We start from the raw sequence: 20,104 nt of genomic DNA, 5'->3' as shown, positions 1-20,104 counted from the left end.
GATGGTTGTGGGCTATCCGTAAAAAGAGCCGGGTATGCCCGGCTCTTTTTTAGCTGATTTCGAAATCTTTTAATTCCCCACCTTCAGCAATCAGATTTGAGATCCGCTTCGGCATTCGCCCCTGACCTGACCATGTTTTTGACTCTCCAGTTTCGTCAGTATATCGATACTTCGCGGGGCGGGGGGAGCGCGTCCTTTTAGCCTTACCCGGAGAGCCAATAGCAGCTAAAAGTTCGGAGGGGTCGATACCCTCATCAAGCATCATCTGACGAAGTGTTTCCAGTTTATCGCGGCGCTGACTTTCATTTGCAAGACGTAATGTCTCTTCTTCTCGTCGTTCTATAAGAATAATTTTAAACTTTTCCAGAACATCTTCCAGTACATCTAATGACATTTCACGAGTCTGAGAACGTAAGGTACGGATATTGTTTAACTGTGTAAGAGCATCTGACATAAAGAGACCTTTTAAAGTTTTTTCGTTGTTCAGCAAATACCAATGTCGACGGTTGCTCATCAACCCGATTTTTCTTACTGAGCATTTTAATCCGATTGGTACATATTGTTATTAACGAGGTTTAGACTACTTATATAAATCTCTTATCGCAAGACAAAATTAAGAAGAATGTGCAAGAACTAAATTACAACTCCTACGAAATGTCCATGCATTTTTGAAGGTACTTAAAACTATGATGCCAGGAGTCATCCGGAGAGCCTTTTTATACCCTCATAACTTATTGCTTCAGTCACACCTGATGAGATTTAAAATGAGGAGAGGCAGCGCCGCCACTTAGCAAGGTTTTTCACAAATGGCAAGATGGCACGCAGGGGGGAGACACCTGCATTTTGTCAGAGGGTAGCGAATTACTCTCTCTTTATAGAGGCGTTTCTAAAAAAGTGTAATGTAAAAAAAAGCCTGCTGTTAGCAGGCCATAAATGCTTTTAACTCATTTTTTGTTCGATTCTGATAAATAGGGTAAGCATGCAATTAAACGTGAATCAGAGAGCATAACAAAAATGCTATAAATATTTCCTGGCCGCATCAAATATCTCCTGTGACGTTAACTCCCTGTCAGTAGCCACGTAAACAATGCCATGATCGCCAGTTAAGGAAGGAAAACCTGCAGACATAATCCGAAGATGTGTTTCTTCACCGTTTGGATATTCCTGCCTGATAGAGGATATACCTTCCAGAACGGTCATGACTTTACAGGATTCAGCATTAAAGAAAACAAGGACTTTAATCATATTCTATTACCCTGTTCTCTCGTGGATATTAACTGGCAGATGCCATTAAGGTCAAAGCCATTACGCACTTCTTATTTAACATGTGGTTAGCTTGTGCTTTTAGACTTTTTATGCAGTAGTACTGCACTTCATCACATCGCTTAGCATACTCATAATTTTGAAAAATATGCTGATCAGATATTAAAAATAAACGACTTTCATCTGATTTAAGTTATGGATCTGTCTACTCAGGAATAATCCTTCATCGTTATTGCAGACCCATAATGATTTATTTATCGCAAAGTGTTACGTTTGCAGCAGCAGGACCCTTGTCTCCGCGGTGAATGGCGAATTCAACTTTCTGACCTTCAAATAAAGTTTTAAAGTTGTCGCCATTAAGTGCAGACAAATGGACAAAGATATCTTTGCTGCCATCAAGAGGAGAGATGAAGCCAAAACCTTTGTCTTCGTTAAACCATTTAACCAGGCCCATAATTCTCGAGGTCATACTGACTCCGTTATACATGATTGTATTGATAGTAAACGTATAAGATTAAACGTATGGACTCAAAAGAGGGGATATCAACGATAGCGCCTGGTAATGAGAACTGCCCGGAAAATTTCTAACTTTCATTAGTACATCGAACTGATGGGATTCATTAAGTCACAGGGAATCGATATAAGCAAATTATCTTTTAGCCGTCCAGAGGTCCTGTAGGGAAAATAAAAGTGGCTGAATGCCATTTTCAATGTATAGTCTTTACGTGTTTTAATAAGGAATTGACTTGTCCCATAAAATGACAGGAATTGTCAAAAGCTTTGATATTCTTAGTGGTAAAGGCCTCATCATCCCATCTGATGGACGAAAAGACGTTCTGCTTCACATTTCAGCCGTTAACTCTCGCTAATCAGAATTACGCATCCCTGGAAGCCGCATAGAGTTTTGCCGGATAAACGGTCTCAGGGGGCCTGTGGCTGCGAGCATTTATCTTTCCTGATTTTCAGTATGTCAAAATAGATAGATTAAAACTTAACCACATGTGGTACGGTGAAGCTCATTCATTGAAAGGTTAATGGTTATGTCTGTTATCAATTACGCAATGAAATTCTTCAGCAGTGCGTCTACTGCCACTGCTGCCTGTCCTGTTTGTGGCTTAAAATCAGTACAACCGTTGTCAAAAATCCGGCTCAACCAGACCATGCTTTGCCCCGGATGTAAGGCTCTGTTTATCTCCCGACGCTAGCTCGACCAAAATCGCAGAACAGAGCTCATGTCCTATACTTATGTTAGATTCCGGCAGCTGTTAAATCCCTGATGCCTGACGCCCATCCTGAGAGAACGTTTCTGAACTGATTTCGCAACTGCTCCTGCGCGCTAACGTCGCATCAGAGCAATGCTATGAAAATGATCCCCAGAGCGTGGTTTAACCGCTCCCGTATTCTGATTAATGCTGCCGAAAACATAACGTTTTCGGCGAACGATCCTGCCGGTGAAAGCTCGCCGCGGTCAGAACTCTTTTCGACCGTCCAGATGGAACGCTACGGCCAGAAGCTGGCGCGGACTCATAAAGTATCACCGGATAAGCATCCTTATTATCTTCTGAAACGGCTTGGCGACAATGAGGCCGTCATTACCCAAAACTGCTATGAGCTTAACGCGGGTAAAAAGACCAGTATCATGCCCGCCGGTGAATGGCTGCTGGACAATTATTATCTGATTGAAGAACAAATCCGCACTGTCCGCCAGCATCTGCCGAAAAGCTTTGGCAAAGGTCTTCCGTCGCTGGTATCGCCGTTGAATTGCCCACGAATTTATCATGTTGCATCAGAGGCCATTGCTCACGGCGATGGCCGCTGGGATGCCGCCAGCCTGACCAGCTATCTCACTGCCTATCAACAAGTGACGCCGCTGACGCTGGGTGAAGTCTGGGCGTTACCGGGAATGCTGCGCCTTGCGCTGATTGAAAATCTTCGTCGTATCAGTATGGAAGTGATAAAAGCGCAGCAGGACAGAAACCTTGCTGATACGTGGATAACAAGGATTGTCGAATGTGCAGAGAGTGCGCCTGGTGATTTAATCATGGTGGTTGCCGATATGGCGCGCTCCCGACCTCCGTTAACCAGTGCGTTTGTCGCAGAGCTGGTGCGGCGCCTGCAGGGGCATGGCAACGCGCTGTCGTTACCTCTGACCTGGGTTGATCAGTGCCTTCGGGAACAGGGGATCACCACTGATGTTCTCATACATAGTTTCAATCAGCAGCTTGCCGCCAGCCAGCTGTCCGTCAGTAACAGCATCGCGGGCCTGCGTTTATTGAGTGAAACGGACTGGGCTGATTTCGCCGAAACGATAAGCGTTGTCGAACAGGCATTACGCAATGATCCTGCCGGCATCTATCCCCGGATGCATTTCAATACCCGGGATCATTACCGGCACGTAGTTGAGGTTCTGGCCAGAGACAGCGGTCTCAGCGAGCCTGAGGTTGCTGAGAAGGCGCTGGCGTTTTCAGAGGAAAAAGCGCCTGATACACCGGAACATCATGTTGGTTATTATCTTGCGGGCGAAGGTCGACAGGCGCTGGATATTCATCTCCTGGCAGACGCCTCAAGGCTCATACGCTTGCGGCACAGTTTCAACAGAATAACCCTGCTGTCATGGCTTGGAAGCCTGGCGTTGCTGACAACCGCAGCGACCGCAGCAATATTGCACGAAACCGCCATGCAGGGCGCAGACTGGCTATTGATCGCGGTGATATTACCTCTGATTATCGCATTAACTCAGTTAATGAGCGATTTGCTCAGTGATGCAACCACCCGTTTTCGCGTTCCTCGACCCTTGCCGGGGATGGATTTTTCAGCCGGTATTCCCGCTGACAGTGCCACCATGTTAGTCATTCCCTGCATGTTGACCAGCCACGAAAGTTTCAGCCAGCTCCTCACCAGTCTTGAAGTCTGCTGGTTGGGGAATGAAAACGAAAATCTCAGGTTCGCGCTGCTCACTGATTTTGCTGATTCTGAAAATGAACCCTCGCCGGAAAGTCACGCGCTGCTCAGACAGGCTATCGCCGATACGCAGGCGCTTAATCGCCGCTACCCCTCCGGCCGACCACGTTTTTATCTGTTACATCGCCAGCCTGAATGGAACCCCTCGGAAGGCGCGTGGATGGGCTATGAACGCAAGCGGGGAAAACTGGCGTTACTGAACAGCTGGTTGCGCCATCCCGGAACGCAATTCGTCAGCGTTGCAGAGATGCCTGCCCACCTTTTACCGGGTCACATAAAATACGTCATTACCCTGGACAGCGATACGGTGCTCCCGCGCGATACGGCACACAAACTCGTCGCGACGATGGCGCATCCGCTGAATACGCCTGAGTATGATCCGGTACGCCAGAGGGTTGTCAAAGGATTCGGTATTTTACAGCCCGGTCTTGCGGAGGAGATACCACGCAACGGTCAGGGGCGTTACGCAGCCCTGCGCAGCAGCGTACCGGGCAATAACCCTTATTCGATGATGTCTTCGGATATTTATCAGGATCTCTTTGGGGAAGGCTCGTTTGTGGGCAAAGGGATTTACGATGTTGATATTTTTATGCAGGCCACTACGAACATCTGCCCGGAAAATCTGGTACTCAGCCACGATCTGCTTGAAGGATGCTATGCACGTTCGGGTCTGCTGAGCGAGGTGTTACTGTACGAACAGTACCCTAATAATTATCTGTCGGATGTTGCACGACGTTCACGCTGGATCCGGGGTGACTGGCAACTGCTTAACTGGCTAAAACCACGCGTCAGAAAAGCCGATGGAACCCGGGTCAGGAATCCGCTGACCGCGCTTTCTTACTGGAAATTACTCGATAATCTACGTCGCAGTCTGGTCGCCCCCTCCTTACTGATATTGCTGTTCTTCACTCTGCTTTGGGTACCCAATCCGGTTTACTGGCTGGGCATACTGTTGCTGATATGGTTGTTGCCAGCCATCCTCTGCATTAGCCACGACCTTCTGCATAAACCTCTGCGTCGCCGCGTGAAGCCGCATCTGTTACTGGTGGGGGCGGGCGTGCTAAAGCGTCTGTCAGGTATCAGCCTTAATTTTGCGATACTGCCGCACGAAGCCGGAAATTCGCTGAAAGCGATCGCCGTGACGCTATGGCGACTGGGGATAAGCAGGCGTCACCTCAGCCAGTGGGTCAGCCACAGCCAGGACAGCAGTCAGGCCAGACCCACTGTTGCACGTTTTTATCAGGCGATGTGGCTGAACGCTGCCGGTGGCGTGGCGCTGACAATACTGACCGGACAATTTGCCCCACAGCTGCTGGGGATTGCGTTACCGATCGGTTTGGTATGGTGTGTGGCACCGCTGCTGATGAGCTGGCTGAGTCGCCAGCCCGTGCGAAAGGTTTTTTCGCCTAATCAGGAACAAAAACAGCTGTTACGCCAGACAAGCCGTGAAATCTGGGCTTTTTTTGAAACATTTGCCACAGCAAAAGAGAACTGGCTTCCGCCTGATAATTATCAGGAAATACCACAACCGACGGTGGCACACCGAACTTCTCCTACCAATATTGGTCTTTCACTTATGGCTAACCTGACGGCATGGGACTTTGGCTACCTGCCTGGCGGAGAGGTGCTCCGGCGCGTGTCGCTCACGCTCGACACGATGGATAAAATGGAGCACTACCGGGGCCATCTCTACAACTGGTATGACACCCGTACGCTGGTCCCCCTCAGTCCACGCTATATCTCCAGCGTCGACAGCGGCAATATGGCCGGGCATTTATTGACCCTGCGTGCAGGCCTGTCCGCCATGCGTCATCAGCCTGTTTTAAGCAACCAACAGATACTGGCAGGACTGAACGATACGCTGGATATTCTGGAAAAACAGTGGGGTAAGAACCCACCTGACAGCCTGAGACTGCTGCGCAAGCATTGCCTGAACGCGGTGTCGCTCTCTCCGCAGGCGCTTTTCAGCGAACTGAAAAGCATGCGCACCCAGTGCAACCATCTGACCAGCGCATGTCATCAGGGATCTCCTCTTCAGATGCGCTGGGCTGGACATCTGGAGCATCAACTGGTTCAGCTTTGCCATGAGTGGTCTCTGTTGCTTGGCTGGTTGCCTGCATCCTGGAATGAACAGATGCTGCCGACGCTGAGCGAGCTTGCCCGTCCGACATTAACCGGTACAGGAACGCCTCCGGCGTCAGTGGCGGAGCAGGCCCGAATGCGACTCAATATTATCACCGAGCTGGAACAGCGGCTGGATGAGCATGCCCGGATGGATTTCGCCTTTCTGTACAGTGAAGCAACCAGTCTGCTCAGCGTCGGTTATAACTGTGACACCAATATGCCTGACAAGAGCCACTACGATCTCCTGCCGTCTGAAATCCGCCTGACCAGTTTTCTTGCCATTGCGACTAATCAGCTGCCTCTTAAAAGCTGGTACGCGCTGGGTCGATTGTTTACCACGATTGATAATGAAACTGCCCTGATGTCATGGAGCGGATCCATGTTTGAATATCTGATGCCGAATCTGGTGATGCCCACCTGGCCCGGCAGCCTGCTCGATGAAATGAGTCAGTCGGCGGTTATGCGCCAGATTCACTGGGGGAAAGAACGCGGGGTACCATGGGGTGTTTCAGAGTCTGGCTATCATGCTTTTGATGTTCAGCATAATTATCAGTATCAGGCATTTGGCGTACCGGGGCTCGGTCTACGCAGGGGACTTGCCGATGACATGGTTGTCGCTCCTTACGCCACGCTGCTGGCGCTGATGGTTTCCCCGCAGAAAGCCTGTGAGAACCTGTTCAGGCTGCAAAAAAATGGTGCATGCGGAGAATACGGTTTTTATGAAGCGCTGGACTATACCCCCTCACGTCTTGCAACCGGTCAGCTCTATGCGGTGGTACAGTCCTGGATGGCGCATCACCAGGGTATGGCATTTCAGGCGCTGGCTCATGTGCTGCTTGATGCCCCCATGACTGAACGCTTTATGTCCAGTACGGTATTCCGGTCAGCGAGTCTGCTGTTACAGGAGCGCGTGCCGGATGCGGTCGATCTGTACAGTCCGCGCCGTCATTTTGAATCTCATGAGGGCATGGTCAAACCCGTTCGCTATGAACCCCGTATTTTCTATAGCGTGGATACCCCCGCCCCGGATATTCAACTCCTGTCCAACGGCCATTATCATCTGATGTTGACCGCGGGCGGCGGCGGTTACAGTCGCTGGAATGATATTGCACTAACGCGCTGGCGCAGTGATACCACCCGTGATAACTGGGGAGCATTCTGCTACATCCGCGATATCCAGACGGGAGATGTGTGGAGCAATACCTGGCAACCAACAGGCTACACCAGCGGACAAGACGAGGAAGTGTTGTTCACCGATGCGGGGGCAGAATTCAGACGCAGCTTAGGGGGACTCAGCGTCAAAACTCAGGTGGTGATCTCTCCGGAGGATGATGTTGAATTGCGACGGCTCACACTGATTCATCGTGGTCGCAAGCCTCGCTCTCTGGAGCTGACAACCTATGCTGAAGTGGTACTGGCACCTGATGCCAGCGATCTGGCACACCCGGCATTCAGCAATTTGTTTATTCAGACTGAGCTGGCTCCTGAGCGTGACGCTATTCTTTGCCACCGGCGCCCGCGCTCACCGGATGAACCGGGCCCTTGCCTGTTTCACATGATGGTGGTGCACGGCGATAACCGACATAACGTGTCGTTTGAAACGGACAGGGCAAGGTTTATTGGACGTGGCAGAAACCCTGCGAATGCACAGGCAATAGAGACGGGAGGGATGCTAGGCAACACGTCGGGCTCGGTGCTGGATCCGATACTGGCAATTCGCAACGCCATTATTCTGCAGCCGGGGCAGCCGGTTACGATTGATATCATTTATGGCATCAGCGAGACCCGTCAGCAGAGCCTGGCGTTGCTGGAGAAATATCGCGATTACCCTATCGCCGATCGCGTCTTTGAACTGGCCTGGTCTCACAGTCTGGTGGTATTGCGCCAGATGAACGCCAGTGAAGATGATGCCACGTTGTTCAATAGTCTCGCCAGCGCTGTGCTTTACCCTGTCCAGGAGCTGCGCGCCGAAGGCCAGGCGATCGGCCGCAACCGGCGTGGCCAGTCCGGACTGTGGGGCTGGGCAATTTCAGGGGATCTGCCGATAGTGCTGCTGACTATAACCAGCGAGGAAAGTATCACCTCAGTGACCACACTGATTCAGGCACACCGTTACTGGAGACAGAAAGGGCTGGATGTTGATTTAGTTATCCTGAATAACAGCCCCGGCGGCTACCAGCAGGGATTACAAAATCAGATTATGGAGTTAATTTATGCCGGGTCTGAAGCCAGTCTGCTGGATAAAAAGGGCGGGCTTTTTGTCCGCAACGGTGAGCATCTCTCCGCTGAGGATAAGTTGCTTTTGATGAGCGTGGCCTGTCTTTATCTTGATGACCGCGCAGGGGGTATTAATGAGCAGCTTAACCAGCGTATTCATACCCTGAAATCGCCGGCAAGGGCATTCATTCCGCGTGCTGTGCGCGAGCGTAATCAACATACGGACTGGAGCCCTGATACCAGTCAGTTATGCCATTTCAATGGGTACGGTGGATTTTCTCAGGATGGGCGGGAGTATCAGATCGTCCTTCGGGAAAATGCGCTTACACCGGCTCCCTGGTCGAACATACTGGCAAATTCTCGTTTTGGCAGTGTGATCTCAGAGGCAGGGCAGGCCTATACCTGGTATGAGAATGCCCATGAATACCGGTTGACGCCGTGGGAGAACGATCCGGTGAGCGATCGCAGCGGCGAGGCATTTTACCTGCGCGATGAAGAGAGCGGGGAGTGCTGGTCGCCGACGGCTTTACCTGTTCGCGGACACGGTGATTACCTGACCCGCCATGGTTTTGGCTACAGCGTTTTTGCCCATCGTGAGAGTGGTATAGACAGCGAGTTGACGGTCCTGGTTGCTGAAGAAGATCCGGTTAAACTGGTGCTCCTGACGCTCAGTAACTCTTCGGGACGGACACGTCAACTTTCCGTCACAGGCTATGTAGAGTGGACGCTCGGAGAAACACGAACGCGCTCAGCCCCTCACATTGTGACACATGTGGCCAGAACGCCCGGCGGCTGCGGGATACTTGCGAATAACTTTTATGGTGATAATGGTGGCGGCCGAACTACATTTTTTGCCGTCAGCGGTAATGACTGTTCTCTGACAGGGGACCGCCGGGAGTTTATTGGCCGTAATGGTTCCCTTCACGCCCCTTCGGCTATGAAACTGCAAAAGCTTTCTGGTAAGACGGGGGCCGGTCTGGATCCCTGCGGAGCGGTGCAATCGGCGGTTACATTAATTGACGGGGACCAGAGGACGTTTATTTTTATCCTCGGCGCAGAGGAGAATGATGTCTGTGCTCAGGAGACGCTGGCCCGCTACATGAACGAGGATACGGTCCGCCAGGAGCTGAACCGGATTCATAATCACTGGCACAATGTTCTCGATAAAATCGTAGTTAACACCCCCGACACGTCCGTAAATTTACTGGTTAATGGCTGGCTGTTGTATCAGACGGTCGCCTGCCGTCTTATGGCCCGGAGTGGCTACTATCAGTCTGGCGGTGCATTTGGTTTTCGCGATCAGCTGCAGGATACGCTGGCTCTGAGCCACGCTGCTCCGGACCGGATGCGTGAACAGATAATACTCTGTGCATCACGGCAGTTTATCGAGGGGGATGTGCAGCACTGGTGGCACCCGCCACACGGCAACGGTGTGCGTACCCGCTGTTCCGATGACTATCTTTGGCTGCCGCTTGCTGTTTGCCACTATGTTGAAACGACGGGGGATATGGATGCACTGGAAATACGCATTCCTTATCTGGAGGGACGCTCGCTTCAGCCTGGTGAAGAGTCTGTCTATGACACGCCGGTCATCAGCGGCACCGAAGAGACACTCTGGTTACACTGCGTCAAAGCTATTCACTATGGACTTCGCTTCGGGGAGCATGGCCTGCCGCTGATGGGGGCTGGTGACTGGAATGACGGGATGAACCGGGTGGGTATCGAAGGCAAAGGTGAAAGCGTCTGGCTGGGCTTCTTCCTGTACGACATTTTGCAGCGGTTTGCAGCGCTGGCGGAGCGCAGGCTGGATGAAAGCGTCGCCGCGATGTGCCGTTCACAGGCTCTGCGCCTGCAAAGTAATCTCGAAGCCCACGCCTGGGATGGGGAATGGTACCGGCGCGGGTATTTTGACGATGGTACTCCCCTGGGATCGAAAACCTCACAGGACTGCCGGATTGATGCGATTGCGCAGAGCTGGTCTGTATTGTCCGGCGCCGCGAGCCCGGGACGGTGCGCAAAGGCCATGCAGGCGCTGGATAAGCACCTTGTGGATAACGAAGGAGGGCTGATCAAACTGTTAACGCCTCCTTTCGACGGACACGGTCCAAATCCGGGCTACATACAGGGGTACCTGCCCGGCGTGCGGGAAAACGGAGGGCAGTATACGCATGGCGCCATCTGGGCAGTGATGGCCTTTGCCCGAATGGGGAATGCCGGACGAGCCTGGCAACTCTGGTCAATGCTCAACCCTATAAATCATACCCTGAATGCGGACTCTGTCGGGATTTATAAAGCTGAGCCTTATGTCATGAGTGCTGATGTCTACAGCGTCGCTCCCCATACCGGACGTGCAGGGTGGAGCTGGTATACCGGTTCCGCAGGCTGGGCCTGGCGTTTACTTACCGAGGAATTACTGGGGATAAAACGTTCCGGCACTGACTTTAGTGTTCATGCCAGGTTACCGGATGAGTGGTCGTCTTTTTCTATGGCATATCAATATGGTGAAAGCCATTATCAGATTAGTGTTTCACGCGGCGATGCAGAATATTGCGTGACGCTGGATGGTGTTCTCCTCCCTGATGACAGAATACCGCTGAAGGATGATGGACAAAACCATACGGTTGAGATCATTCAGAACTGACACTGATCCCGGAGGTGCATTAACGTCTGCCGTTAATGCGCTGATTATCCCTGAGAACATCAATCGCAGTCTGCATGGCGATTTTGTCATCCCGCCTTTTTTGTTTGTCCTGCATGACCTGAAGGTATTCCAGCAAGGTGCGGGTATTAATCGGTCGGCCCTGTTTACCCACAGCCAGCACGGCTTCGCCAAGAATAATTTTCACAGGCGGTAGTTGTGCCGGATACCAGTCAAGGGTGTCTTCTGATTTCATCTTAAATTTCTCACGGAAGGGTAGTGTATCATAAATAAGACGTTCAATTTTCAATATCTGATATCCTGATTCAGACACAACTTAACATAACTTATGCCAGTTATTTTTATATTAAAGCGTATAATAATTACTGTATTCCTCAGAGAATTATTTATGTCTTATACAAATGGGCTCAGGTATTTTAAAGAAAGACCGGTTCATGTTGCCTGCCCGGTATGTGCACACAGAGCCGATCAGAAAGCAGGTAAACTAAGAAAAGATGCGGTTCTTGAGTGCCCTGCCTGCGGACTGTTGTTCAGACCTTCAGAATGCTGGTGTATCGGCGGCTGATCAGCTTCTGCCACTTAACGTCAGTGATGTCGGAAAATGACAACATTCCTCCTGTACTGCTGTTGTCGAGGGTATGATAATGAAATCTAAAAAATCTGTTTTTATTGAAGGGCATATCATGTCGAACAGCTGTCACGGACAGCCTGGCCAACCTTTCTGTATTCACCGGGTCAGGTTTAGTAATGGTAAATATGCGATTATTCGGGTGGCATCCGGGATATGTTTCAAACCAGGCGAAATTATTCAACGAAACGATTGTGAGTGGTTTTATAAACTTACCAAAATTCGGCTTCTTTCTTTTGAGTACCTTGATGATGATGAATCAAGAAGACAATTCCTTGAGTATCAATGATAAAACCATGGATTTATAACAGAATAAATTTTCTGGCTTACAATTCACCCCTGGCTCTTTAAATTATTCTCCAGTCATTGGAAAATATTTTTTCCTGAATTTAGATGAATTTAAATTATCTAAAACAAAATGTATCGCTAAAGACGAATTGCCTCATTGTTTTCCTTTTGCGTTATAACCTTCATTAGCATTAAGGAAATTTATGGCACAGACTTTTACTCATAATTTACTTCATCCTCGCCACTGGCTTACCTGGTCTGGTTTGGGTCTGCTGTGGCTTCTCGTTCAACTTCCTTACCCGATTTTACATATTCTGGGCTCTGGCCTTGGAAAAATTTCCAGACCCTTTCTGAAACGCCGGGAACGGATTGCGATTAGAAATATCGAACTGTGCTTTCCCGAGATGACACCGTTTGCCCGGAGCCAGATGGTCAATAAAAACTTTGTTTCTCTCGGGCTGGGACTGATGGAAACAGGAATGGCCTGGTTCTGGAGCGATGCGAGAGTCAAAAAATGGTTTGATGTCGAAGGGCTTGAAAACCTGACCGGTGCGACAAGAGGAGTAATGGTCGTCGGGATTCATTTTATGTCCCTTGAGTTGTGTGGAAGAGTAATGGGGTTATGCCATCCTATGATGGCAACGTATCGCCCACACAATGATCCATTAATGGAATGGGTACAGACAAAAGGGCGTATGCGTTCAAATAAGGCTATGATTAATCGACGTAATTTATCAGGTTTTGTTCATGCGCTAAAAGCAGGTGAAGCCGTTTGGTTTGCACCAGACCAGGATTATGGGTCTAAAGGAAGCGTTTTTGCACCTTTTTTCTCGGTAAAAAAAGCAGCCACGACGAACGGAACGTATGCTCTGTCAAAACTCGCTGGTGCACACTTGATCACACTTAGCATGATTCGACGTAGCGATAAAAAAGGTTATCACATGTATATCAGCAATCCGTTGTCAGGCTATCCAGGGGAAGACAAGATCGCCGCAGCGGCTTATATGAACAAGATCATCGAGCGTGAAATTCTCCGTGCTCCTGAGCAATACCTGTGGATGCATCGCAGGTTCAAAACGCGTCCTGAAGGCGAAGTCTCTTTATACAAATGAACAACTCTTCTTGTCATGAGCCAGAATCTATCTTTCTTGCCACTGCGTATTTGTAAAAAATGGGACAGGGGATTATTCGATCGGCTTCATGTTAACGATGGCGTAACTGACAACCAAGGTTAATCAATTGAACCTGCTCGGATTTGAAGGTCCGCTTCTCGCTTATAGCTGCCATTCAAAGCGATAATAATTTTTGTATATTTTCTCTTCCACATGATGTCAGTTATCGGGAATGGTTTGACTATCCAGCAGGCATAGCATCCTTTACAGCTCGACAAACCGAACGCTCCGATAGGGTATGCAGGCACACGGATGGCGTGTAAAGCAGAGTGAAAAAGATGATCGATTAAACCGATCGATTTTATAAAATTGATCTGCAAAATGAATTATCCGGCACGCTAGTGCCTGTGCTAAATTCCCAACAATTCATTTAACGTATTGTTTATTAATTTATTTCCTGTCTTCTGGTGGGCGCCCTTCTTTTGTCCTGCGGGCACGGCATGGGAATGCGACAGCAGGTGATGGAATGAAAAGATGTGCCAGATGTAACAAGAAAAGAAGCATTCTGGACCGGATATTCGGGCTTGATAAAGAATTTTGCGATGGCTGTCTGATGGTGGTTAACCAGCAAATCAGAGAAAAACGAGTGGTATCCACACCTGTACAAAAATCACCTGAACGCTCTTCCTGATAATGTTTCTTACCCGGCAGGTTATTGCCCCTGATGGGGTGACAACTCTGAACCTTCCCTCTGTTTACATTCCCTTAGTGCAATGAAAATCAACATCGATATCAGCGTCATCATTCCTGCCTTCAATGCGGCTGACAGCATCGGGGTTCTGGTCCATACACTGCTTTGCGAAACAACGCTCAGTACTGAAATCATTGTTGTGGATGATGGCTCAACCGACGAAACATGGACGGTACTCAGCGCCATTACAGATGAACGACTTATTCTCATTCGTCAGGAAAATCAGGGGGTGTATGCTGCCCGTAATGCAGCACTGGCGATTCACCGTGGCGAATGGGTGGTGTTCCTGGATGCGGATGACCGGGTTGCGGCAGATTTTCTGCAGGAGCGGCTGCGCACAGCCCGCGAAGCACTGGCCGATGTCGTCCTTTTCAATGCCCGGCATACAGACAGCGGCGGACATCTGCGGCATACCGTTCACCGCAGACAGTCTTATGGTCAGACGCTGACGGGTCAGCAGTGGATACGCCATTGCGTCAGGCAGAGGGAATGGCCGCATTATCTGTGGCTGCAGATAATCCGTTCATCGTACATTCGCGAGCATGACCTGAGATTCCAGGAAGGGAAAAGCCACAAGGACATTCTCTGGACGATACAGCTTGCCGCCGCAGATGGCCGGTTTTATTTCTCTGACAGACAGGATTACCTGTGGGCGAATAACCCGGCGTCAATTACCCACCGCCCGGATTATTACGATATCCGCGCGTTCAGCTATAGCGACGTGATTGCAGATATTCTGACACTCAGTACACAGACGCAGTACCGGTCTGTCAGACGAGCGCTGGTCAGGCATGCACTGGTGGAAAGCCGCCATTTTCTGGGCCTGTACCGGCGCAGGGTGAATGACAGGCAGGCGGTCCGGGCGCGTTTTCGTGCGCGGATAGCCTTTCGCCATCTGGTACCCGGCGTGAGCAACCTGAGCGATGTCTTTTTCCTCCTGAAGCTGGCCCGCAATATTTATCTGCCTGGTGTCCGCAATACTCCCGCAGCCGTTTCGCAGACGCGACGTTAACCCATGAATATCTCAACGCTTCTGGCACGGTCATGGCAAACTGCGACAACAGGTGATGGCTCTATTCGCTCTGCCAGGGATATCGCCGAACACTGGTATGACAAAGGCGGTGACCTCACCCGACGGACCCGGCGATTTATGCTGCGGGAATGCCTGTGGATAGCCGCACATTACCGGGACACCGAAGCGGTACTCACCCGACAGTTCCGGCTTCTGGCCGTGTTACTGTATCTGGGCGGTTATTTCCCGAAAGGGAATGCCGGTGGCATTCTCCCGGAGAAATGTTTCATTTTACTGAACGCCCCGGAATTAAGCCCCTTCCTGACAGACGATACGGCCCCCGATGTTCTCGCCGCATCCTGCCGTACCCTCTTCTACTGCAGACAGATATCTCCGTTAAGGTGTTACCGCCATACGCGCTGTCTGAGCGAACATCTGTATCAGCTGATGGAGATCTGATAAAAGCGCCAGTCGTTGTACTGGCGCCTGAGGGACTGATCGTTGACGGCGCCGTCAACGATCAGGGCTAACGTCATTATTTCCCTCCGCTGAATTTGCCACCAGTGATGTCAGTAACGGTTTTATATCCCTTGCGGGTCATCAGCCCGGTAGCCTTCCGGGCGCGGAGCATATCAATGCTGCCGATAAACGGAGACTGCTCTTTCACGCTGAAGCCGTGACGGTCAGTACGCACCAGGTCGTACTTTTCCACGATAAAATTCACCGCGTCACACAGTGAGATTCCCGCATCAATGTGCTTCTGGATCACTTCGTCGTTGCCAAACGGTGTGTCGTTCAGCATCAGACCGTAGTGTTGTTTCAGCAGATACTTCAGTAATTTTCGCCAGATTTCGACTGACGACGGACGTGACGATGCCGCCCTTTGAAGGGACTGGGAATGTATTTGCATGGTTTGCGCTCTTTGTTGGCTAGTTTGACTAAGGAAAAGCGTCCGGGGTTTATTCGGTTGTTGCAGACGACGGATAAATTACGATGTACAAATAACCGCAGGAGCCGAGTGTATCGGCCTCACATATCAGCCCTTTTACGTGGAGCGTGATGCAGCGCTGAATGCGGGGCGTGAGTTCGCTGCTGGCCAGCATAAGCTCCATCTGCTTCATCAGTACCGGAAATACCTGGTCCAGATGGCGTAAATCTGCGTCATTAAATGTCCCGGCAATGCTGGCGCGGTCAGCAAGGTAATGCAGGTGGTTACCTTCCTGTACCAGCCGTGCACCAAAACACGGCGTGATGTTGCGTCTGAGGCCCCACCAGGGTTCCGTGATGTTATGGTTGATTACACGTGTTGCTTTCTGCATGTAAGTACTCCTTAACGGTAAGTCAGTTCAGGATGACGCTGCGCAGGATCACATACGGACCATTGCGGTCCTGTCGGCGTTCAGCAAACACGGCCAGCACACCCCGGATATCCTGCACTTCCCTGCCGTGGTAATGGCAGATACTGCCGGACCACTTATATTTCCCGGTACAGAAACGAAACAGCCGGGACTCAGAATGCTGGCGGTATATCGCCATTGCCTGACGTTTGCTGATGATTTTCATCGTAATTCTCTCCCTAAAGCCAGCCACGCTCGGCAAACGAGACGATGTCCATGCCTCCCACGACCAGGTGGTCCAGCAGGCAGATATCCACGAGTTTAAGTGCCTGTTTCAGATGGTCAGTGAGCAGTCGGTCGGCATGGCCGGGTTCCGCATAACCTGAAGGATGATTGTGTGAAAGTACGATGGCAGCCGCATTGTGTTTCAGTGCTGCCTTTATCACTTCACGGGGATGTACCTGCGTATGGTTGATGGTGCCAGTAAAGAGCGTTTCATGAGCAATAAGCCGATGCTGGTTATCAAGGAAGAGCACCATGAAGACTTCACGCTCCAGCGTGGCGAGCTGCAGACGGAGCCAGTCGCGGACCGACTGGCTGGAGGTGAATGCCTCGCCGGGTTCGCGTAACTGGCGTTCCAGTAAGGTCAGTGCGCGTCTGATGGAACGCTGTGCTGCGGGAGATATTCCCCCGCGATCAGGGGAACAAGTGGTGGCATTCATTTGCTTTTCCTGTCTGTTGACGTGTCGGGAGGGGATGTGTTGTACAGTTTCACGGCAACGACGAACCCGTCGTGCAGGGATTCAAACCATGACCAGATATGGAAGAGAGGGGTACCCGTCGGGAAATGCAGGAAGGGGTCGTCGGTCACAACGTCACCGTCCTCATCCCTGACCGTTGTTTTCCCCAGCGCATCCCACAGGGCATTCAGGTGAGACAGTTCATACGGCATGGCAGGACGCTCAGTCGATAATGCGCATGATGGCGCTGCATTCTGCGTGGTTCAGCGCATAGTCACGCAGACGCCAGTAATGTTCCGTCATGGCGTCGCATTCCGTGCGGCAAGCGTGATGACTGTAAGCGACAAGACAGACTGCAATCCCGGCGGCTTCGGCGCTCATGTCTGCGGCGTTGCCATTCATAGTGTTGAACAGCGACCAGAAGGCATCGTTGTCCGTTTCCGGAACCATGAAGGCCCCGCCGTTGCTGAGAGAATAAAAACTCCAGATACCGCCGCTGTAGTCAGCACAGAACCGGTCCATCCACGCAAAGACCTGCGGTTCAAGGGTTATCCACTGTGGAATGTTGCCAAAGTGCTGCGGCCAGAATTCCACACGCTGTTCGTCCAGCACAGGCGTGGCAGCCAGAGCAGGTGCAGAACCGTTATCGCCAGCCTGGTGAGGTATCTGATTGTTATCGTAGACATTAATAATATCGGTCATGTTAATTTTTCCTTATGCATGTAGATGTCGAATGGAGGTCTCGGGCCGGGGATTGATTTCGGTGGCGGGGCGCGGGTGATTACCTGTCCAACAGGTTCAGCATGTTCTCCGCCATCACCCAGAGCGCACGGTTTAACTTAACGTCGCCATCAATCCCGTTTACTGGGCGGGTGTGGGTACGTTTCCCCTGCGCGGTACGGCCACTTAGTCCGCCTTTCAGCAGATTTTCCTGGATGCGCTGGTAAGTGGTCCACAGGTCATCGCTCTCGTCCTGCCAGCGGCGAGGTGCAAGAATTTGCGATTCAGTCACTGGCTGGTACTCTTCCCCAAAACGATATGTGAGCGCCGCTTTAGCCAGTGCATGTTGTGCGGGTGACGGGAGTTGCACGGACTGCATGGCGTCACGTTTCTCTTCCACCCGCTCAAAGACGCTGAGAACCTCATAGGCCCCCTCAATCACCTTCCCGACAACGTCGCCCCTGTGTGGCACGCGGATCTCGCCAAACGACTGTCCGCAAACGAGCGAATTGGTGCAGACGCTTCGGAATATCCCCGGCAGCAACTGAAAACTTGATGCGCCATCGTGCGAATTCAGAATGATGATTTCCGGTACCTGCTGACCGTTTATCTGACCGGCACGACGCAGGCGCAGCATATGCTTTGTATGTTCCCGTCGGCTCTGGTCGCGCACTCGTGACTGACAGGCAAAGAATGGCTGGAACCCTTCACGTTTAAGGTTCTCCAGCAGGGTAATGGTGGGTATGTAGGTGTACTTTTCGCTTCTGGAGTCGTGCTTGTCTTCCCCGAAGACGCTGGGGACATGCTGCATCAGTTCTTCGCGGGTTAAGGGGCGGTCGCGGCGAATCTGGTTCACCCGACCAAAACGGCTGGCTAATCGCATAGTTGATTCCTCATCTGATTAATCTGAAGGCATAAAAGCAAAAGCCCCTGCTCCGTGAGGAGGCAGGGGCAGATATGTTGTTCACTGTGGGAGGGCTATGGCGGGCAGGACTACAGCGTATCCAGAATCTTCAGTATCTGCGCCATCAGGGCGGTGATAAGTGCAGTGACCAGCAACGTGACTGCTTCCCGGGCTGTATCAATACTGTTGTCATCGTAGCCTGCCTGACGCAGGCGAATTTCAATAAACTGCCGGGCCTGATGCCCGCCGCACCAGGTCAGTGCCTGGCTCAGGGCCGTCACCAGCATTTTCAGAAAGATCATAGGGTTTGCTCTGGACTGCGCAGCGGCAGCCCGTTGGTCATGTGGCATTTTTTAGGTTGAGAAACGTTAATCAGGGGCGGGGGACTCAGTGGTAAGTGTAACGCCATCCCCCCTTATCAGTAGTGACGACGACTTCTGAAGCCACGCAGTTATTATAAAAACTCACGCTGACGGACTGCCCGTAACGCAGGGTGGCAGGCAAAATAGTTTCTTTATTGCTGGAGTACAGATATTTCTGGTTGGCAATGCGACAGTTTCCCCGGTTCACGTCAATATTTTCGACTTTCACGGTGTTATCCAGTGCAGTGACCACGACCGTGACGTAGCGTGTTCCGGCAGGGTGAACCTGGTTACTGGTTTCCACTTTAACGGGTGAGGTTGGCTCTGCCAGCGCCAGGGCTGACAGAACAAGTAGTGCGGGTACCAGCATGTGTTTAAATTTCATAATCTGTTCCTTTTATAAATCACGTAATCAGCAGACGTTAAATTCAGATACAGGCTAGAGTGCATCTTTACCCACACAGCCGTGTGTCCCGAATGCCGGTAGTACCTTAGCCGCCCCGGCCAGCGTGAAAGTGGCAGGCTTAGCACCGTCTCCTGTCACTGAGACCTGTTTGCCATTACGTAACTGATCCCAGGCCCGCGCCAGGTTATTACCGCCCACGCGACTGCCAGATTCGCTGATATCAATAAGTGCTCCACCGTCGATACTGACCTGAAGGCTTTTATCTTCATCCATACTGACCTGATGCCCGCTGGCGTCAGTAAATATGACCGTGGCCGGTTGCGAGCCATAATCCTCACAGCTCAGAGACAGTTGTGACTGACCTTCCCCGTTGATAACAAACTCTGATACTCCCTGCCCCCATCCACGGGTCCAGGTGGTTTGATTACCGAAGGCCATTGCCACTGCCGGTACCAGCGCACAGGTCAGTAATAAAGGGTGAATCATTTTTCTGTTCATTTTTGTGCACCTCTGGTTTTCGTAAAACTCTACCCGGAAAGGGTATCTGCATGTTTTTTAGTAGAAGACAGACAGTCATAAGCATCCCGTTGGGATTTTATAGCTGCAAAAAAGAAGGGGAT

At 50.9% G+C, this 20,104-nt stretch carries 21 protein-coding genes and 1 pseudogene; 8 read left to right on the top strand and 14 right to left on the bottom strand.

All coding sequences use genetic code 11. From position 1 onward, the window contains the following. Positions 1-49 precede the first annotated feature (49 nt). The 3 genes from IMQ48_RS16045 to IMQ48_RS16035 form a co-directional block, all read right to left on the bottom strand. Complete coding sequence (locus IMQ48_RS16045) at positions 50-454, bottom strand: H-NS family nucleoid-associated regulatory protein (RefSeq protein ID WP_024274587.1); 405 nt, start codon at positions 452-454, stop codon at positions 50-52. Between the two features lie 563 nt (positions 455-1,017). Next, positions 1,018-1,245, bottom strand: a complete 228-nt coding sequence (locus tag IMQ48_RS16040) for a hypothetical protein (protein WP_016239708.1) — start codon at positions 1,243-1,245, stop codon at positions 1,018-1,020. A 268-nt stretch (positions 1,246-1,513) separates the two neighbouring features. After that, positions 1,514-1,732: a cold shock domain-containing protein gene (locus tag IMQ48_RS16035; RefSeq protein ID WP_012543040.1), complete on the bottom strand. Its 219-nt coding sequence runs from the start codon at positions 1,730-1,732 to the stop codon at positions 1,514-1,516. 277 nt (positions 1,733-2,009) lie between these two features. Here IMQ48_RS16035 and cspF point away from each other — a divergent pair. From cspF to IMQ48_RS16025, 3 genes and pseudogenes are all read left to right on the top strand, one after another. Next, positions 2,010-2,222 (top strand): annotated as a pseudogene (gene cspF, locus IMQ48_RS16030) (cold shock-like protein CspF). A 75-nt stretch (positions 2,223-2,297) separates the two neighbouring features. Continuing rightward, positions 2,298-2,468 carry a YnfU family zinc-binding protein gene (locus IMQ48_RS23110; RefSeq protein WP_305955329.1) on the top strand — a complete coding sequence of 57 codons (171 nt, stop codon included), beginning with the start codon at positions 2,298-2,300 and terminating at the stop codon, positions 2,466-2,468. A 155-nt stretch (positions 2,469-2,623) separates the two neighbouring features. Next, the gene (locus IMQ48_RS16025) at positions 2,624-11,206 is read left to right on the top strand and encodes a GH36-type glycosyl hydrolase domain-containing protein (RefSeq protein ID WP_196209813.1); all 8,583 of its coding nucleotides are present in this window, start codon (positions 2,624-2,626) and stop codon (positions 11,204-11,206) included. 19 nt (positions 11,207-11,225) lie between these two features. Here IMQ48_RS16025 and IMQ48_RS16020 read toward each other — a convergent pair whose 3' ends face one another. Further along, positions 11,226-11,459 carry a hypothetical protein gene (locus IMQ48_RS16020; RefSeq protein WP_004132711.1) on the bottom strand — a complete coding sequence of 78 codons (234 nt, stop codon included), beginning with the start codon at positions 11,457-11,459 and terminating at the stop codon, positions 11,226-11,228. Between the two features lie 93 nt (positions 11,460-11,552). On the opposite strand from IMQ48_RS16020, the gene IMQ48_RS23225 reads away from it, so the two are divergent. From IMQ48_RS23225 to IMQ48_RS16000, 5 genes are all read left to right on the top strand, one after another. Further along, entirely contained in the window at positions 11,553-11,789 is a 237-nt protein-coding gene (locus IMQ48_RS23225) for a YnfU family zinc-binding protein (RefSeq protein ID WP_350308983.1), read from the top strand. Positions 11,790-11,868: 79 nt separating this feature from the next. Further along, on the top strand, positions 11,869-12,141 hold the full coding sequence (locus IMQ48_RS16015; protein WP_016247220.1) for a hypothetical protein: 273 nt from the start codon (positions 11,869-11,871) through the stop codon (positions 12,139-12,141). 202 nt (positions 12,142-12,343) lie between these two features. Then, positions 12,344-13,252, top strand: coding sequence for a kdo(2)-lipid IV(A) palmitoleoyltransferase (lpxP, locus tag IMQ48_RS16010; protein WP_024274585.1), 909 nt, complete (start codon positions 12,344-12,346; stop codon positions 13,250-13,252). A gap of 773 nt (positions 13,253-14,025) precedes the next feature. Continuing rightward, positions 14,026-15,015: a glycosyltransferase gene (locus IMQ48_RS16005; RefSeq protein WP_146717349.1), complete on the top strand. Its 990-nt coding sequence runs from the start codon at positions 14,026-14,028 to the stop codon at positions 15,013-15,015. A gap of 3 nt (positions 15,016-15,018) precedes the next feature. Beyond that, positions 15,019-15,474: a hypothetical protein gene (locus IMQ48_RS16000; protein WP_228758155.1), complete on the top strand. Its 456-nt coding sequence runs from the start codon at positions 15,019-15,021 to the stop codon at positions 15,472-15,474. Between the two features lie 76 nt (positions 15,475-15,550). Here the strand turns inward: IMQ48_RS16000 and IMQ48_RS15995 are convergent, their stop codons facing one another. The 10 genes from IMQ48_RS15995 to IMQ48_RS15950 all read right to left on the bottom strand — a co-directional run bounded on the left by IMQ48_RS15995 (position 15,551) and on the right by IMQ48_RS15950 (position 19,982). Continuing rightward, positions 15,551-15,925, bottom strand: a complete 375-nt coding sequence (locus IMQ48_RS15995; RefSeq protein ID WP_146717348.1) for a TA system toxin CbtA family protein — start codon at positions 15,923-15,925, stop codon at positions 15,551-15,553. Between the two features lie 49 nt (positions 15,926-15,974). Next, a complete protein-coding gene (locus IMQ48_RS15990) occupies positions 15,975-16,334 on the bottom strand; it encodes a type IV toxin-antitoxin system YeeU family antitoxin (RefSeq protein ID WP_146717347.1) in 360 nt (119 codons plus the stop codon). A 22-nt stretch (positions 16,335-16,356) separates the two neighbouring features. Next, the gene (locus tag IMQ48_RS15985; protein WP_032755299.1) at positions 16,357-16,578 is read right to left on the bottom strand and encodes a DUF987 domain-containing protein; all 222 of its coding nucleotides are present in this window, start codon (positions 16,576-16,578) and stop codon (positions 16,357-16,359) included. Positions 16,579-16,591: 13 nt separating this feature from the next. Next, the gene (gene radC / locus IMQ48_RS15980) at positions 16,592-17,074 is read right to left on the bottom strand and encodes a DNA repair protein RadC (protein WP_146717346.1); all 483 of its coding nucleotides are present in this window, start codon (positions 17,072-17,074) and stop codon (positions 16,592-16,594) included. Then, positions 17,071-17,304 carry a hypothetical protein gene (locus tag IMQ48_RS15975; protein WP_111965509.1) on the bottom strand — a complete coding sequence of 78 codons (234 nt, stop codon included), beginning with the start codon at positions 17,302-17,304 and terminating at the stop codon, positions 17,071-17,073. The genes radC and IMQ48_RS15975 overlap by 4 nt, the downstream gene beginning before the upstream one ends. 10 nt (positions 17,305-17,314) lie before the next feature. Next, on the bottom strand, positions 17,315-17,794 hold the full coding sequence (locus IMQ48_RS15970) for an antirestriction protein (protein WP_146717345.1): 480 nt from the start codon (positions 17,792-17,794) through the stop codon (positions 17,315-17,317). A 79-nt stretch (positions 17,795-17,873) separates the two neighbouring features. Next, on the bottom strand, positions 17,874-18,695 hold the full coding sequence (locus tag IMQ48_RS15965) for a DUF932 domain-containing protein (protein ID WP_146717344.1): 822 nt from the start codon (positions 18,693-18,695) through the stop codon (positions 17,874-17,876). Positions 18,696-18,805: 110 nt separating this feature from the next. Beyond that, complete coding sequence (locus IMQ48_RS15960) at positions 18,806-19,018, bottom strand: hypothetical protein (protein ID WP_045892087.1); 213 nt, start codon at positions 19,016-19,018, stop codon at positions 18,806-18,808. Between the two features lie 85 nt (positions 19,019-19,103). Next, a complete protein-coding gene (locus tag IMQ48_RS15955) occupies positions 19,104-19,463 on the bottom strand; it encodes a hypothetical protein (protein ID WP_146717343.1) in 360 nt (119 codons plus the stop codon). A gap of 54 nt (positions 19,464-19,517) precedes the next feature. Beyond that, positions 19,518-19,982 (bottom strand): hypothetical protein, encoded by a 465-nt coding sequence (locus IMQ48_RS15950; protein ID WP_146717342.1) that lies wholly within the window; start codon positions 19,980-19,982, stop codon positions 19,518-19,520. Positions 19,983-20,104: the final 122 nt, after the last annotated feature.

The organism is Citrobacter sp. Res13-Sevr-PEB04-36 (genome assembly GCF_015672735.1).
In the GTDB taxonomy this organism is placed as follows: Bacteria; Pseudomonadota; Gammaproteobacteria; order Enterobacterales; family Enterobacteriaceae; genus Citrobacter.
The sequence above is the reverse complement of the archived record's forward strand: the minus strand, read 5'-3'. Positions and strand labels throughout refer to the sequence as shown.

Bases quoted from the DNA above. Each gene is read 5' to 3' on its own strand.
- IMQ48_RS16005 (WP_146717349.1), top strand. From the start codon at position 14,026: ATGAAAATCAACATCGATATCAGCGTCATCATTCCTGCCTTCAATGCG.
- IMQ48_RS15965 (WP_146717344.1), bottom strand. From the start codon at position 18,695: ATGCGATTAGCCAGCCGTTTTGGTCGGGTGAACCAGATTCGCCGCGAC.
- IMQ48_RS15950 (WP_146717342.1), bottom strand. From the start codon at position 19,982: ATGAACAGAAAAATGATTCACCCTTTATTACTGACCTGTGCGCTGGTA.
- IMQ48_RS15955 (WP_146717343.1), bottom strand. From the start codon at position 19,463: ATGAAATTTAAACACATGCTGGTACCCGCACTACTTGTTCTGTCAGCC.
- IMQ48_RS16000 (WP_228758155.1), top strand. From the start codon at position 15,019: ATGAATATCTCAACGCTTCTGGCACGGTCATGGCAAACTGCGACAACA.
- IMQ48_RS16035 (WP_012543040.1), bottom strand. From the start codon at position 1,732: ATGACCTCGAGAATTATGGGCCTGGTTAAATGGTTTAACGAAGACAAA.
- IMQ48_RS23225 (WP_350308983.1), top strand. From the start codon at position 11,553: ATGCCAGTTATTTTTATATTAAAGCGTATAATAATTACTGTATTCCTC.
- IMQ48_RS15995 (WP_146717348.1), bottom strand. From the start codon at position 15,925: ATGCAAATACATTCCCAGTCCCTTCAAAGGGCGGCATCGTCACGTCCG.
- IMQ48_RS16040 (WP_016239708.1), bottom strand. From the start codon at position 1,245: ATGATTAAAGTCCTTGTTTTCTTTAATGCTGAATCCTGTAAAGTCATG.
- IMQ48_RS16025 (WP_196209813.1), top strand. From the start codon at position 2,624: ATGAAAATGATCCCCAGAGCGTGGTTTAACCGCTCCCGTATTCTGATT.
- IMQ48_RS15975 (WP_111965509.1), bottom strand. From the start codon at position 17,304: ATGCCGTATGAACTGTCTCACCTGAATGCCCTGTGGGATGCGCTGGGG.
- IMQ48_RS23110 (WP_305955329.1), top strand. From the start codon at position 2,298: ATGGTTATGTCTGTTATCAATTACGCAATGAAATTCTTCAGCAGTGCG.
- radC (WP_146717346.1), bottom strand. From the start codon at position 17,074: ATGAATGCCACCACTTGTTCCCCTGATCGCGGGGGAATATCTCCCGCA.
- lpxP (WP_024274585.1), top strand. From the start codon at position 12,344: ATGGCACAGACTTTTACTCATAATTTACTTCATCCTCGCCACTGGCTT.
- IMQ48_RS16020 (WP_004132711.1), bottom strand. From the start codon at position 11,459: ATGAAATCAGAAGACACCCTTGACTGGTATCCGGCACAACTACCGCCT.
- IMQ48_RS15960 (WP_045892087.1), bottom strand. From the start codon at position 19,018: ATGATCTTTCTGAAAATGCTGGTGACGGCCCTGAGCCAGGCACTGACC.
- IMQ48_RS15970 (WP_146717345.1), bottom strand. From the start codon at position 17,794: ATGACCGATATTATTAATGTCTACGATAACAATCAGATACCTCACCAG.
- IMQ48_RS16045 (WP_024274587.1), bottom strand. From the start codon at position 454: ATGTCAGATGCTCTTACACAGTTAAACAATATCCGTACCTTACGTTCT.
- IMQ48_RS15985 (WP_032755299.1), bottom strand. From the start codon at position 16,578: ATGAAAATCATCAGCAAACGTCAGGCAATGGCGATATACCGCCAGCAT.
- IMQ48_RS16015 (WP_016247220.1), top strand. From the start codon at position 11,869: ATGAAATCTAAAAAATCTGTTTTTATTGAAGGGCATATCATGTCGAAC.
- IMQ48_RS15990 (WP_146717347.1), bottom strand. From the start codon at position 16,334: ATGCAGAAAGCAACACGTGTAATCAACCATAACATCACGGAACCCTGG.